Origin of the sequence: Rhodococcus sp. SG20037 (assembly GCF_031763325.1) — a bacterium.
Classification (GTDB): Bacteria; Actinomycetota; Actinomycetes; order Mycobacteriales; family Mycobacteriaceae; genus Rhodococcus_F; species Rhodococcus_F qingshengii.
This window is the reverse complement of the sequence record NZ_CP134497.1, coordinates 4,747,575-4,761,461: the sequence shown is the minus strand read 5'-3', so window position 1 is coordinate 4,761,461 and position 13,887 is coordinate 4,747,575. Positions and strand designations below refer to the sequence as shown.

Sequence of the window (13,887 nt, the reverse complement as noted above, 5' to 3'; positions counted from 1 at the left end):
ACGCGAATGAACAAGGCACACAGGGGATTGCACCCTCGCGTCAAGGTGGACGAATACACCTCGAAGGGGTGGTGGTCCGACGAGACGATCGATCAGGTGTTCCGGGCGCAGGTGCGGGTACGCGGTGACGAACTTGCCGTGGTTGATCCGGCGAACCGGAGCGAGTTGTCCGGCGGAGATCCGCGACGCCTCAGTTGGAACCAACTGGAGAGCGAAGTCATCGCGCTCGCTGCCGGCTTCTCCGAGGTGGGTTTGGGCCGGGGAGATGTTCTGGGCGTGCAGATGCCCAATACCGTCGAATTGGTCGAGGTCTACCTTGCAGCGTGGTCTCTGGGGATCGTGGTCTCGCCATTGCCCATGCAGTACCGCGAACGTGAAGTGGAAGGAATGGCAAACCAGGCGGCGTTTGCAGCATTTGTCACCGTACCCAGTTTTGGTGACAGACTCCCTGCTACGGAGATCGCTGCAATCAGATCCCGGATTCCCTCTCTGAGATCGGTGTTCGCCTACGCTCCCGCATCCGAGCTTCCGGCCCAGTTGCCGGCCGGTGTCGTGGGGCTGAGTCCTCGGGCGGCCACCGAAACACAGCGCAGTGAATTGGATGTCCGAATCACCGAAGATCCCAACGACCCCAACGATGCGATGACGATCTGTTGGACCTCCGGGACCGAAAGCGAACCGAAGGGGGTCCCACGTTCGCACTACGAGTGGCTGGCCATCTGCTGGGCCACGATCGACGCTCCCGACATCGGCGTCGGCGACGTCTTGCTGAACCCGTTCCCGATGGTCAACATGGCCGGAATCAACGGAATGTTCCTGCCGTGGCTCCGCACGGGATGTGTACTGGTACAGCACCACCCGTTCGATCTTCGAGTTTTCCTCGGGCAGATCGAGGCCGAGCGCGTGACGTACACGGTAGCGCCGCCTGCGCTGTTGTGGATGCTGCTCGCCGACGAGTCGATGCTCGCGGCGGTCGACCTGTCGAGCTTGACTCGGATCGGTTCGGGTTCGGTGCCACTGCAACCTCCGATGGTCCGGGGATGGCAGGAGCGATACGGAATCGGAGTCATCAACTTCTTCGGATCCAACGAAGGCATCAGTCTGCTCTCCTCGCCTGCGGACATGCCGGATCCGGACGACCGCGCACGGTACTTCCCCCGCTTCGGTGTCGAGAACTTTCGCTGGAGCACCAGAATCTCCGACTGGATGGACGTGCGCTTGGTCGACGTGGTCACCGGCGAGGACATCACCGAAGTCGGGCACCCGGGTGAGTTGCGAATCAGCGGACCGACGGTCTTTGCCGGCTATCTCGGCGATCGGCCGTCTCCGTTCGACGAACGCGGATTCCTCTGCACCGGAGACATCTTCGAGATTGCCGGTGATCACGGGCAGTTTCTCCGCTACCTGGACCGGGGGAAGGACCTCGTGATCCGCGGCGGAATGAACATCGCCCCAGCCGAACTGGAGGGATTGATCGCCGAGCATCCGGCCGTCGCGGATGTGGCCGTCATCGGCGACCCCGACGAAGTACTCGGTGAGCGCGTCGCAGCAGTGGTCACGCTGCGGCCCGAGACGGAACTCGAGCTGGACGCTCTGGTCGCGTTCCTGAAGGACAAGCGCATTGCGTCGTACAAACTTCCCGAGCGGCTGGAGATTCGGAAAGAACTGCCGCGCAATTCGACCGGAAAGATCCTCAAGCGTGAGCTTCGACAGAAGAGTGTGGCATGAGTGTGATGAACGACAGTGACAAGCTTGCGTTGGCGCGTGAGATGTTCCAGGCGTGGGACGTCATGGACTGGACACGCGTCGTCGACTTGTTCGCCGAGGACGGTGTGCTCCACAGCGTCATGCAGGAACCTCTTGTCGGCAAGGAGGCCGTTGCGGGCCGAATTGCGTTACTGGCAAGCAAGTGTGAACGGATCACACTGAAGATCGAGTCTCTCGGCGTGATCGACGGAAGGGTATTTGTGCAGCGAGTGGACGACTTCCACTTCGACGGTACCCATGGCGTCGTTCCTGTTGTCGGAATCCTCAGCATGGCAGACGGACGGATCACCGAGTGGCTCGAGTACTACGACCGTCCGACACTGTTGGAGGGAATGGGTCTTGTCTCCGACTTCGAGTAGAGGTTTGCCGACCATCGACATCTCCCTGGGGTTGTGGCAGGACCGTCCGCCGCAGGAGGTGACCGCTACTGCACGCCTCGCCGACAGACTCGGGTTCGGCCGAGTGTGGGTGGGGGAGATGGCGACGTACGACGCCTTTGCTCTGGCGACGTCAGTCGGCACCGGATTCGAGCACTCCGAATTAGTGGTCGGCCCGCTCGCGGTGACGGTTCGTGATCCGGCGATGATCGCGATCGGGGCGGCGTCGGTGGCCGATCTCACCGGGCGCCACGTGTCGATCGCCTTGGGTACGTCCAGCACTGTCGTGGTCGAAAAATGGCATGGACGAAGCAGGTCCGGGGCAGCTCGGGCGCTCGCGGAGTCCGCCCGCGGTGTACGAGCGCTGATGGACGGTGAACGGGGCGAAGTCGCCGGAACGGTGATGCGGACCAGCGGATATCGGCTGCGACTTCAGCCGCCAGGTGGGCGGCTGATCGTTGCGGCATTCGGGGACAAGGCGCTTCGGGCCGCGGTGGAGTTGGGCGACGAACTGGTGCTCAATCTGGTCAGCCCGGAGCAAGCGGGGCGCCTGATCACACGGTGCAAGGAAATCGCTGCCGAGTTGGAAACCGGCATGCCTTTCGTGTCGGTGTGGGCACCGGCTGCCGTCGCCGAGAATGGACCGTCACAGGTGTCGATCGATCAACTTCGACGCGGGCTCGTACCGTATCTGGCTGCTCCGGGGTACTCGGACATGTTCGTCCGCGCGGGCTTCGCTGATGTGATCGAGGCAGCCAGGGCCGGGGCCGCGCCGCGCGAGCTCTTGAGCCAGGTCTCGGACGCGATGGTGGCAACGGTGGGAATCGTCGGGACTCCGGCCGATGCCCGCGAGCAACTCGAGGCGTACCGAGCGGCGGGAGTGGACTCCGTCGTGGCCGTGCCTTCATCCACTGATTCGGATCCTGCCGGCAAAGTGACCATGGAACTTCTTGCGGAGATGGCATGACGGACCCCCGACGAACTTACTCTCAGGTAAGTTCGTCGGGGGTATGTCTAACCGAAGGAGTAGCCGTGAGTGATCGCGTTCGTGTCGAGGTGGTGCAGTCGGTGGCGTACGTGACGCTCAGCCGACCGGAGAAACTCAACGGTCTCGATCTGGACATGCTCGACGCCCTGGTGGACGCCGCTCGAACTATCGAAGCTGATCGTTCGATCCGGGGCGTGATTCTTCAAGGCGCGGGTGACGCGTTCTCGGCCGGGTTGGACTTCGCCTCTGCGGGTAAGCAACCGAGGCGCATGGCGAAGGCCTTCGCGAAATTTCCCGGTCAGAAGACCAACCTCTTCCAACGCGCGTGCTGGGTGTGGCGCGAATTGCCCGTGCCGGTCATCGCGGTCGTTCACGGGCACTGCTTCGGCGGGGGACTGCAATTGGCGCTCGCCGCAGACTTTCGATTCACCACCCCCGATTGCACGTTCTCGGTGATGGAGGCGAAGTGGGGATTGATCCCCGACATGACCGGAACGGTCACGATGCGCGAACTCGCGGCAATGGACGTCGTGAAACGCCTCGCCATGACTGCTGAACTGTTCGACGGAAATCAGGCTCTCGAGTGGGGGTTCGTGAGCGGAGTCAGCGACAATCCGATCAAGCCGGCACAGGAACTGCTGTCGCAGATCGCGGTTCGCTCGCCGGACGCCGTCGCAGCGACGAAGACGTTGCTGCACAAGACCTGGAACCGCTCGCCTCGCGGCGCGTTCTGGATCGAATCGCGGATCCAACTGGCGCTGATGCGAGGCAAGAACCACAAGATCGTGCGTACAGCGAATGCTGCGAAGAAGTTGCCGGAGTTCGCCTTTCGAAAGTTCGGCTGACAAACTCCGGCATCGCGACGCCGTTGGGCGTCCACATTCAGGTCGATCACACCATCAGGTCTCGTCCTGATCGATCCTTGATGAGCATCGTGGCGACGAACGAGACCGCCGCCAGCAGGGCGAGGTAGATCGAGATGGCAAGGGTGCCACCGGTCTTGCCGAGGAGCCACTGTGCGACGGTGGGAGCAAAGGCGCCGCCGAAGATGGTGCCTACCGCGTAGGAGATCGACGCACCGCTGTAACGGATCGAAGCCGGGAACAGTTCGGCGAACAACGCGGGTTGAGGTCCGTACGACAGCCCGAGTCCGACCGAGAACAGGATCATCGCCACGTAGATCCAGCCGAGATTCCCGGTGTCGATGAGGAGGAAGAACGGCACCGCGAAGAGGACCATTGCGAGGTTGCCCACGTTCATCACCGTGGTGCGGCCGCGTCGATCCGACCAGTAGGCGCCGATCATGGTGAAAACGCCCCACGTGACGGCACTTGCGAGCGTGGCAATCAGTAGTTCGGTCTTACCCAGGCTATAGGTCTTGGTTGCGTACGCGACGATGAATCCGCCGATCACCATGTAGCCGTTGCCGTTTGTGCCGATGAAGGACAGCGCCGCGAGTACGACCTGCTTCGGGTGTTTCTTGAACAGAGTTCGGATAGGCGTGTTGCTCTCGGTGCGGCGTTCCTTGAGTTCGGCGAATACGGGTGACTCGCTGACCTTGCTTCGAATGTAGAAGCCGACGCCGATCAACACGACGCTGAGCAGGAACGGCACTCGCCATCCCCAGGTGGTGAACTGTTCGTCCGTGAGGGTGAACGTGCACAGTGCCAAAACGCCGGTGGCGAGCAACATTCCGAGCGGTACTCCCATCTGTACGAACGCTCCGAAGAATCCTCGACGCTTGGTGGGTGCGTGTTCGACGGCAAGAAGAGCGGCCCCGCCCCATTCGCCGCCCGTCGAGAATCCTTGGACGACGCGAAGCAGGATCAACAGGATCGGTGCCCAGATTCCGATCGAGGCATACGTCGGCAGCACGCCGATGAGAACCGTCGCGGCACCCATCATCGCCAACGTCGCGACCAGGACACGTTTGCGGCCGAGCCTGTCGCCGAGATAGCCGGCCACGATGGCACCGAGAGGACGGAAGACAAAGCTGATGCCGACCGTGACGTAGGAGACGATCTGGCCGGCCGAGCCCATCGGCTTGAAGAACAGGTCGGCAAAGATCAGGGCTGCAGCTTGGGCGTAGATGAAGAAGTCGTACCACTCGACGGTGGTGCCGACCATCGACGCCATCGCGGCGCGGTCGTATTCCTTCGCGGCGGGCTTGGTGCCAGTTCTGGTTGTGGTCATCGAGCTACTTTCTGCCAGTCACGTGGTTCACCGACACGGTGAAACTGCGAAGTCGGAACAGGGGAGAAACGCTGTTCGATCTGCGACGTTGCCGGTGTGCTCGGTGCATGCTTTTGGCTGACTCGGAGCGTTCCTGCGCGATCTCATCGTCGATATCGGCAACCGAATGATCGGTAGGTAATGAATTATGCAGAAGTGTGAGCGTCAACACAAGCGATGCCGGAAAAGTCTGATTGTTTGATGCGGAGCGTGCGAGAAGTCAGCGACTCACGTGTGGAGTGACGCCGCGATCCGCAGATCGATTTCCCTGGCGCTGAGCAGATGGTCGAGGACGAGAACCGCACAACCGAGGATGCCGGATTGTGCGCCGTGGCTGACCGAAGCGATCTGAAGCTTTCGGGTGGCAAGCGCCGTTGCGTTGCCGTAGACGGACTCCCGAAGCCCGGCGAGGAAGAGTTCGTCCGCCTCGGCCATGTCGCCGCCGATGATCAGGACCTCGGGATTGAGGAGATTGACCGCGCCGGAAATGACGTCGCCGATCAGTCGGCCGCTGCTTCTGATGAGCCGGCGGGCTTCGCTGTCGCCGTCCAGGGCGAGGCGGACGACATCACGCACGTGACCGACGCTTCGGCCCTGATCTCGGAGGGCATGCACGAGAGCCCAACCGCTGGCGACAGTTTCGACGCAGCCGACGTCGCCGCAGCGACACTTCATGCCCCGCGCTGCAGCGGTTTTGGTATGCCCGATCTCGCCGGACGCTCCGAGTGAACCGCGTTGGAGGACTCCGCCCATGACGATTCCTGCGCCGAGGCCGGTTGACGCCTTGATCATCAGGAGGTTGGGCGCACTCTCGCGTCGCTCGCTCAATTCGGCCAGAGCCATCACGTTGGCATCGTTGTCCGCGAACAGCGGAGCCGTGGTCACCGATGCCAGATAGGGGGCAAGCGCGACTCCGTCCCATCCCGCCATCATCGGAGAGTCGAGGCTTGCTCCCGCGGCGACGTCGACCGTTCCGGGAATGCTCAGTCCGATTCCGATGACCTCGGTAGACGCGCGGTGGACCTGGGCCAGTAGTGACGAAAGATGCTCGGCAATTTCGGGCATCAGTTCGTCGGGGCCGACCCCGACCGACTTGTCGATGTCTTCTGCCGCGAGGATCGTGCCCGCCAGGTCGGTGACGGCAAGTTGTGCCCGCGATCGACCGATGGCCACGACGAGAACCACGCCGGACGAGTTCGCGAAGGTGAGAGTGGACGGCGGCCGGCCGCCCGTCGACGGGCCCTCGTCGTCATCGGCGATCAAACCAAGCGATTGAAGTGCTGCAACCCTGGCCGATACCGCCGTCCTGGACAGGCCGGTGAGCTTCCCGATCTCGCTGCGCGTGGTCGCGGAACCGCTGCGTATCAGCGTGAATACCTCTCCCGCGGTAGCCGGAGTCGTGGACGGTCGGGTCATTGTCCTATTCAAGCATTCCTCGTCGGTAACTTCAGCGTGCGAAAGTTCGCATACTTTGTCCACAAAAAGACGTAAGTAGGTCTTGTGAAAAAGCAGAAGTAGGCATAGTCTGTGTCTTGACTCACTGCCACGGGCGTCCGAGGAGACGAGTCGCAGTTTCTGTGAAGCAGGGCGCACAAACAGGGGAGAACCTGATGAGCCGCACCGATACACAAGAGATCGTCGAGTTCGCACGTAAGTGGCAGCAGTTCGACGGTGGACCTGACGAAGAGATCTTTGTAACCTTCGGCCTCGCCCCGGACGAGTATTTCCGCAGGCTGCAGGCAATTCTCGACGACGGCGTCGTAGCGCTGACTCCGCCGGTCACCGGCGAACTCGCAACGGTCTGTGCACATCGACTCGGCCAATCGGTCAGGCGTCGATAAGTCCGACCCGGCGTCAGCCCAGAGTCACCCGAATCCGTGTCACCCGAGTAAGGAATTGAGGTCGCCATCATGCACAAGCACCTTCCGATGCCGTACCCGACCGCCGAAGTGTGGGACTGGCAGCTGCAGGGAGCGTGCCGCGGGCACGATTCCGCGGTGTACTTCCATCCGGACGGCGAGCGTGGACACGCCCGCGAGAACCGTGAACGCAACGCCAAGAAGGTCTGCGCGACGTGCCCTGTACTCCAGCAGTGCCGCGAACACGCACTCTCCGTCCACGAGCCGTACGGCATCTGGGGTGGAATGACGGAGACCGAGCGCGCAGAATATGTGCGATCGCTGCGTAAGCGCAGCAACCGGATGCCCGCGGTCGCCAACGCGAGCTGACGGTCCTTCGGAAAGGACGCCAGTGTGGCCCTCGTAGCCGGTATCGATTCGTCTACCCAGTCGTGCAAAGTCATTGTCCGTGATGCCGATTCGGGAGAGCTGGTACGAGAAGGGCGGGCGGCGCATCCCGTCGGTACCGAGATAGATCCGGCATGCTGGCTCGAGGCGATGGACAGTGCAATCGCCGCAGCGGGTGGGCTCGGCGACGTCGCAGCCGTATCGGTCGGAGCTCAACAGCACGGCATGGTGTGTCTGGACAGTGGCGGCGAGGTCGTCAGACCGGCGTTGCTGTGGAACGACACTCGCTCGGCGAAGGCTGCGACCGATCTGGTCGAAGAGCTCGGCGGACCCAAGGCGTGGGCCGACGCAGTTGGTGTAGTTCCGGTCGCCGCGGTCACGGCAAGCAAGCTTCGATGGCTGGCAGATCACGAACCCGGCAATGCCGATCGCACTGCCGCGGTGTGTCTTCCGCATGACTGGTTGTCCTGGAAGTTGGGTGGGTCCGGCTCGATCGAGGAGCTTGTTACCGACGCGGGCGACGCCAGTGGAACCGGCTATTATGCTGCCTCGACGCGCGAATATCGTAAAGATTTGCTGGCGTTGGCATTTCGCGGTCGAACCCCGCATGTTCCCCGAGTTGCATCGCCGAACGAAAAGATCGGAAGTACACGTTCCGGAGGTATTGTCGGGCCTGGCACCGGTGACAATGCCGCAGCCGCACTGGGTTTGGGGGCAGTTCCCGGTGACGTGATCATCTCGATCGGAACATCCGGCGTCGTCTCGGCTGTATCGGCCACCCCCACGCATGATCCCGGCGGGAACGTGGCAGGATTCGCGGACGCAACCGGCCTGCACTTGCCGCTGGTGTGCACTCTCAACGGCGCGCGCATTCTTGATGCGACGGCGTCCATTCTCGGTGTCGATCACGCCGAACTGTCGCGGTTGGCGTCGACGGCGCCCCTCGGAAACGACGGGCTGGTCATGATTCCGTACTTCGAGGGTGAACGGACGCCCAACCGCCCTGACGCCACGGGGGCCATGCACGGATTCCGGCTGCAGAACTCGACGCCTGCGCACTTTGCACGAGCCGCAATCGAAGGGCTCCTGTGCGGCTTGGCCGACGGCGTCGACGACCTGGTTCGTCAAGGCGTCGAGGTGAAGCGAGTTCTCCTCGTGGGAGGCGGAGCGAAGTCGCGCGCTCTCTGTGAGATCGCGCCGGCAATTCTCGGAGTGCCGGTCGTGATCCCTGCTCCGGGTGAGTACGTCGCCGAAGGGGCATGCAGGCAAGCAGCATGGGCACTGTCCGGGGACACGCAGCCGCCGGTGTGGCCGAAACCGGAAGAGCGACGATTCGACGCCGAACCAGCTCCCCACGTGCGCGAGCGCTACGCGTCGTTGCGCGAACTCACCGAAGGTGTCTGAGCGCTCCCTACAGAAGCCCGAACTTCCGCACTGCGTCGAGTAGCGCGTGCGGGCGTTCGGTCGTCGGCAGGGGATCGACGAGTGCGAACTGGCAACCGACGTCACGGGCAGCGCCGTCGGCGATGTCGCTGTCACCGACCATCAGAGTCTGCGCCGCATCCACATCGAGTTGTGCGAGGGCGTACTCGAAGATCGCCGGTTCGGGCTTGACTGCACCCACCTCGAACGAGAGAACGAACTCGTCGACCCAGACGTCCCAGCCGCGGTCGGCGAACGCCGGACGGATGTCGAAGGCGATGTTGCTCAAGACGGCAGTGCGTATGCCCTTCTCCGACAGTGACTTCAGGACCTCGCCGGTATCCGGGTACGGCGACCACTGATCCGGATCGACCAGCAGGGCGTAGAAAGCTTCGGCCCGAACCGGATCGGGCACCCCGGACTTACTCAACACGTCGAGGTAAGCCTGACGATGCAACTTCGGATCCCGGTCGCGGTTCTCCCACGCGTAGATCCCCGCTTCGTCCATCTCCACGGTTCTGCCCACCGGCGCGGTCATCCGACGCATCAGCTCGGCTTGAGCGTGCACGTCGAGCGGATCGCCTTGGTGATCGACGAGGTGCTCGGTCCAATCGTCGCTCTCCTCCAAACGGAAGAGGGTTCCGGAGAAATCGAACAGCGTCGCGGCGATATGTCCGTCTTGATGGGCCGTGCTGTCAGTGTTCACCTCGACAGGTTATCGGCGTCCGCTTTCCGATGCGTGATGTGAGCCAGTGCACGCGTACTTTGAGAGAGCACATTTTCCGAGGTTCCCCCGACGGGCACGATTTCGATGCCCCGGATGAACCGTATGACGAGGGGGATCCTCCGTGTCCGACCACGCGAATACACCAGACCTGACGAAGCCGTCCGGCGAAGACCCCCACCTCTCACGTCAGCTGTCCAACCGGCATATCCAGCTGATCGCCATCGGTGGTGCCATCGGCACCGGACTGTTCATGGGATCGGGCAAGACGATCTCGCTCGCCGGGCCCTCCGTGATCTTCGTGTACATGATCATCGGATTCATGCTCTTCTTCGTCATGCGGGCGATGGGGGAGCTGCTGCTCTCGAACATGGCGTACAAGTCGTTCTCCGACTTCGCCGCGGATCTGCTGGGCCCCTGGGCGGGATTCTTCACCGGCTGGACCTACTGGTTCTGCTGGATCGTCACCGGCATCGCGGACGTCATCGCGATTTCCGGGTACTTCAAGTACTGGTGGCCAGGGCTCGCGGCGTGGATTCCTGCTTTGCTGACGATCGCGGCGCTGTTGCTCCTCAATCTCCCGACCGTTCGCGCCTTCGGTGAAACCGAGTTCTGGTTCGCGCTGATCAAGATCATCGCCATCGTCAGCCTGATCGTCGTCGGCATCGTCATGGTCGTCTCCGGGTTCACGGCGCCGAACGGTGCCACCTCCGGTATCGACAACCTCTGGAACGACGGCGGGATGTTCCCGACCGGATTCATGGGCTTCGTCGCCGGCTTCCAGATCGCCGTGTTCGCCTTCGTGGGTATCGAGCTCGTCGGTACGACGGCAGCCGAGGCGAAGGACCCGGAGAAGAACCTGCCGAAGGCCATCAACTCCATCCCCATTCGTGTCCTGCTGTTCTACGTCGTTGCACTGACCGTGATCATCGCGGTGACTCCGTGGCGTGAAATCAGCGCAGACAAGAGTCCGTTCGTCGCCATGTTCACACTCGCCGGCCTCGGCATCGCTGCTTCTGTCATCAACTTCGTCGTGCTGACCTCCGCTGCATCTTCGGCCAACTCGGGTATCTACTCCACCTCGCGCATGGTGTTCGGCCTTGCGCAGGAAGGCGACGCACCGAGGGCCCTCGGCAAGCTGAACTCACGCAAGGTCCCCGCGAACGCCCTGATGTTCTCGTGCATCTTCCTGCTGGCGTCGTTGATCCTGCTGTTCTCGGGCGATTCCGTGATCGAGGCCTTCACCGTCGTCACGACCATTTCGGCGCTGCTGTTCATGTTCGTGTGGACGATCATCCTGGCGAGCTACATGGTGTACCGGAAGCGTCGTCCGCACCTGCACGAGGCGTCGAAGTTCAAGATGCCCGGCGGCATCGTGATGTGCTGGGTCGTGCTCGCGTTCTTCGTCTTCATTCTCTGGGCACTGACAACCAAGGACGACACCCTGCAGGCACTTCTCGTCACGCCGATCTGGTTCGTGGTTCTGGGCATCGCGTGGGCGATCATCCGGCGTCGACCCGCTCACCGGGCACGATACGACGCATTCAAGTCAGAACTGGACGCCAGCCGACAGAACGGCGAGAAATAGTTTTGGTCAAGATCGGGTAACGGTGGCGGCCGCCTTGATCAAACTGTTACATTCTTCGGCAGACAGAGGAGCGGGCTTCATCAGAAGGACGCTGCACGCCGACGACTGACGGAGTACACACTGTGGGAAACCACCACCGCACGGGCAATGACGATGTTGTCTTCGAGATCGATCCCGAGGCAGCAAGCGGCCGCCACCGCACCCCGTCGGCTGGCCCTGGTGCCGGTGTCAAGGCAGGTGTCGTAGCTGCGGCTACCGGTGCACTCCTCGTCGGTGCAGGCCAGATGGGCGCAGGAACCGCTGCTGCGGCGCCGGCAACACAGACCATCGCCGGCATCGAAATCCCGCAGGGTCTGCTCCCCGAGGGCGTTGTCGTTCCGGCTGAATTGGCGGCACTTCCGGCTCTCGACATCCCCGAGCTTCCCGATTTTGCTGCCGACCTCAACACGCAGGCACAGCAGTTCCTCGCTGGGATCAACCCCGGCACCTCAGCTCGTACCGTGCAGCCGGTGTCCGGAACGCTGACCTCCACCTTCGGTTCGCGCTGGGGAGCACACCACGGTGGCCTCGACATCGCGGCTCCGATCGGTACGCCGATTCTGGCTGCAGCCGACGGCCAGGTCATCGACGCCGGCCCGGCGTCAGGTTTCGGCCTCTGGGTCCGCGTCCAGCACGACGACGGCACGGTCACCACGTACGGCCACGTCAACGACTACCAGGTCAACGTCGGCCAGCGCGTCAACGCCGGCCAGCAGATCGCCACCGTGGGTAACCGTGGCCAGTCCACCGGCCCGCACCTGCACTTCGAGGTTGCCGAGAACGGCGCAAAGGTCGATCCCGCAGCGTGGCTGCAGGCTCGCGGCGTAGCTGTCACCTGGGTCGACAACTCGTAGAAGAAACTTTCGGAGAACTGCGGTGGCGTCGGGAAATTCTTCCCGGTGCCACCGCAGTTCTCGTTTGTCGGTGACACCGGACGGATAGCCTTCAGTGACGTTGATCGTCGAAGGGGGAATGCGCAATGGGTGCAGAGGTCACGGCGCGAGAATTCACCAGAGCCGACCGTAGGCTCTTTCGTAAGAAGGTGCGCTCGTGCGTCGACGCCATGAAGCAGATGCTCGACGGTGGTGACTTCCGAGACGCCGTCGACAAGCCCGCTCCGCTGTTGGGCATGGAGATCGAGTTCAACCTCGTGACCGGCGACATGACGCCCGCGATGTCCAACCGTGAAGTGCTCGAATCCATCGACGACTCTGCGGTTTTCCAAACCGAGCTCGGACAGTTCAACGTCGAGATGAACGTCGAGCCCGGCCCACTCACCGGTGATGCGACTTTCGAATTGGAGAAGAAACTGCGGGCGTCCCTCGACGTCGCAGACGCGCGAATCCACGCGCACGACGCCGAGATGGTGATGATCGGGATGCTGCCGACACTGCAGCTCGAGCATCTCGATCGTGAGTGGATCACCGCCAACCCGCGCTACGAATTGCTCAACGAGCAAATTTTTGCCGCGCGAGGAGAGGACATCGAACTCGACGTCGAAGGTGTCGCGCTACCCGGTGGCGACGTGGAAATCCTTCGGGCCGACACCAATTCGGTGGTGCCGGAGGCGGCTTGTACGTCCATGCAGTTGCACCTGCGCGTCGCGCCGGAAGAATTCGCAGCGCACTGGAATGCCGCGCAGTGTCTGGCCGGAGTACAGGTGGCGCTTGCGGCCAATTCTCCTTTCCTGGCAGGGAAGGCGCTTTGGCACGAATCACGCATTCCGATCTTCGAACAGGCAACGGACACCCGAACTTTCGAGCTCAAGAACCAAGGTGTGCGACCGCGAGTGTGGTTCGGTGAGCGGTGGATCCATTCGGTTCTCGACCTGTTCGAGGAGAATTCACGGTACTTCCCGGCGCTGCTCCCTGATGTCTCGGACACCGATCCGCTGGAAGTGCTCGCGGCGGGCGGGGTTCCGGAGTTGAGCGAGCTTCAGATGCACAACGGCACGGTCTATCGCTGGAATCGGCCCGTCTACGACTGCTCGGATGGCAAGCCGCACTTGCGTATCGAGAATCGGGTGCTGCCGGCCGGGCCGACCGTCGTCGACATCATGGCCAATGCGGCCTTCTACTACGGAACCGTTCGCGCATTGGTGAACGCGGAGCGGCCACTGTGGTCGCACATGTCGTTCCATGCGGCAGAAGAGAACCTGCACATCGGCGCCAAGTACGGACTCGACGCCACCCTGTACTGGCCGGAGATCGGTTGGGTCGGTGCCGACGAGTTGGTCCTGCGAAGGCTGCTGCCGTTGGCGGACGAGGGTTTGGCCGATTTCGGATTGTCCGTCGCGGCCCGCGATCGGTACCTCGGCGTGATCGAAGGGCGGTGCATGAATCGGCAGACCGGTGCCGCCTGGCAACGCGAGCAAGTGGCGCACGCGGAGGCCTCGGGCGCGGACCGCTCGACTGCGCTCACCGGAATGCTCCGCGGTTACGTGGAGAACATGCGGACGGGAGATCCTGTTCACACCTGGTCCTGATTGCTCTGCTAATTCTCCT

General features: G+C 62.6%; 13 protein-coding genes. 10 read left to right on the top strand and 3 right to left on the bottom strand.

Annotation, left to right across the window (positions count from 1 at the left end; genetic code table 11):
• Nucleotides 1–6 precede the first annotated feature (6 nt).
• From RHP72_RS21715 to RHP72_RS21700, 4 genes are all read left to right on the top strand, one after another.
• Complete coding sequence (locus tag RHP72_RS21715) at nt 7–1,728, top strand: class I adenylate-forming enzyme family protein (RefSeq protein ID WP_030534908.1); 1,722 nt, start codon at nt 7–9, stop codon at nt 1,726–1,728.
• Nucleotides 1,725–2,126 carry a nuclear transport factor 2 family protein gene (locus RHP72_RS21710; protein ID WP_021345212.1) on the top strand — a complete coding sequence of 134 codons (402 nt, stop codon included), beginning with the start codon at nt 1,725–1,727 and terminating at the stop codon, nt 2,124–2,126. Before RHP72_RS21715 ends, RHP72_RS21710 begins: the two co-directional genes overlap by 4 nt.
• Before the next feature lie 4 nt (nt 2,127–2,130).
• Nucleotides 2,131–3,111, top strand: coding sequence for an LLM class F420-dependent oxidoreductase (locus RHP72_RS21705; protein ID WP_230793093.1), 981 nt, complete (start codon nt 2,131–2,133; stop codon nt 3,109–3,111).
• A gap of 65 nt (nt 3,112–3,176) precedes the next feature.
• A complete protein-coding gene (locus RHP72_RS21700; protein WP_042451070.1) occupies nt 3,177–3,977 on the top strand; it encodes a crotonase/enoyl-CoA hydratase family protein in 801 nt (266 codons plus the stop codon).
• A gap of 46 nt (nt 3,978–4,023) precedes the next feature.
• Here RHP72_RS21700 and RHP72_RS21695 read toward each other — a convergent pair whose 3' ends face one another.
• On the bottom strand, nt 4,024–5,325 hold the full coding sequence (locus RHP72_RS21695) for an MFS transporter (protein WP_042451068.1): 1,302 nt from the start codon (nt 5,323–5,325) through the stop codon (nt 4,024–4,026).
• A gap of 267 nt (nt 5,326–5,592) precedes the next feature.
• A complete protein-coding gene (locus tag RHP72_RS21690; protein ID WP_003946405.1) occupies nt 5,593–6,780 on the bottom strand; it encodes an ROK family transcriptional regulator in 1,188 nt (395 codons plus the stop codon).
• Between the two features lie 194 nt (nt 6,781–6,974).
• Here RHP72_RS21690 and RHP72_RS21685 point away from each other — a divergent pair, with 194 nt between their 5' ends.
• From RHP72_RS21685 to xylB, 3 genes are all read left to right on the top strand, one after another.
• The gene (locus RHP72_RS21685; RefSeq protein WP_030534904.1) at nt 6,975–7,205 is read left to right on the top strand and encodes a DUF3263 domain-containing protein; all 231 of its coding nucleotides are present in this window, start codon (nt 6,975–6,977) and stop codon (nt 7,203–7,205) included.
• A gap of 69 nt (nt 7,206–7,274) precedes the next feature.
• Nucleotides 7,275–7,592, top strand: coding sequence for a WhiB family transcriptional regulator (locus tag RHP72_RS21680; protein ID WP_003946343.1), 318 nt, complete (start codon nt 7,275–7,277; stop codon nt 7,590–7,592).
• A 24-nt stretch (nt 7,593–7,616) separates the two neighbouring features.
• Nucleotides 7,617–9,014 (top strand): xylulokinase, encoded by a 1,398-nt coding sequence (gene xylB / locus RHP72_RS21675; protein WP_007727678.1) that lies wholly within the window; start codon nt 7,617–7,619, stop codon nt 9,012–9,014.
• Between the two features lie 7 nt (nt 9,015–9,021).
• Here xylB and RHP72_RS21670 read toward each other — a convergent pair whose 3' ends face one another.
• Entirely contained in the window at nt 9,022–9,738 is a 717-nt protein-coding gene (locus RHP72_RS21670; protein WP_007727677.1) for an HAD family hydrolase, read from the bottom strand.
• Between the two features lie 142 nt (nt 9,739–9,880).
• Between RHP72_RS21670 and cycA the strand changes: the two genes are divergently transcribed.
• The 3 genes from cycA to RHP72_RS21655 all read left to right on the top strand — a co-directional run bounded on the left by cycA (nt 9,881) and on the right by RHP72_RS21655 (nt 13,868).
• Complete coding sequence (gene cycA, locus RHP72_RS21665; RefSeq protein ID WP_030534902.1) at nt 9,881–11,344, top strand: D-serine/D-alanine/glycine transporter; 1,464 nt, start codon at nt 9,881–9,883, stop codon at nt 11,342–11,344.
• A gap of 122 nt (nt 11,345–11,466) precedes the next feature.
• Nucleotides 11,467–12,237, top strand: a complete 771-nt coding sequence (locus RHP72_RS21660) for a M23 family metallopeptidase (protein WP_003946431.1) — start codon at nt 11,467–11,469, stop codon at nt 12,235–12,237.
• Nucleotides 12,238–12,362: 125 nt separating this feature from the next.
• Nucleotides 12,363–13,868, top strand: coding sequence for a glutamate-cysteine ligase family protein (locus RHP72_RS21655; RefSeq protein ID WP_042921350.1), 1,506 nt, complete (start codon nt 12,363–12,365; stop codon nt 13,866–13,868).
• The last annotated feature ends 19 nt before the right edge of the window (nt 13,869–13,887 follow it).